Raw genomic sequence first — 676 nt, forward strand, 5'->3', positions numbered from 1 at the left:
GACGGTTTAAGAGATTGGGCGCTTTCTTTCCGACAGTTCCTTTGTACGATTTATATTTCTTTATTCGAACGATAGATTGGAGACCCAGTTCCCTCATGATACGATAGACTTTTTTATGGTTCACATGAAATCCTTGTTGAACAAGCGCTTCCTTGATACGACGATAACCATAACGACCCTTGTGTGCATGATAAATAGCTTTGATTTGATTTTTCAAACCCTTATCAGGGTCAGGTTTATGGATCTTTTGAACAAGATGGTAAAAAGAACTGCGCGCCAATCCAGCCATCTTAACTAATTGATTGACTGAATACTTATGCCTTAGCTCCATGATCACTTCTACTTGGTCCTCTTTTGAGACTTTTCCTTTTTTTGAACTAAGGCATTCAACTTTTTTAGATACTCATTTTCCATTCGTAGGTATTCTAATTCCTTCTCCATACTCTCAAATGAGCCGTTAGAGGTTTTGTCTTTTTTATGAGATGTCATCGTGAATGGCCCCTTCTCCTTTGGTTTAAGGGCAGCCGCACCGCCTCGTTCCCACTTGATTTTCCACCTTCGCACCGTAGAACATTCAGGAATGTGGAACAAAGCAGACGCCTCTCGAATGGAGTACCCTTTTTCCTCTATAAACTGTATGACTTTTAGTTTAAAGGCAACCGAATACTTTGTATAG

The 676-nt window shown here is 39.9% G+C and carries 1 pseudogene; it reads right to left on the reverse strand.

Going from position 1 to position 676, the window contains the following annotated elements:
- Nucleotides 1-676 (reverse strand): annotated as a pseudogene (locus AZF04_RS21585) (IS3 family transposase); the annotation flags it as partial.

The organism is Alkalihalobacillus trypoxylicola, assembly GCF_001590785.1.
GTDB lineage: Bacteria > Bacillota > Bacilli > Bacillales > Bacillaceae_D > Alkalihalobacillus > Alkalihalobacillus trypoxylicola.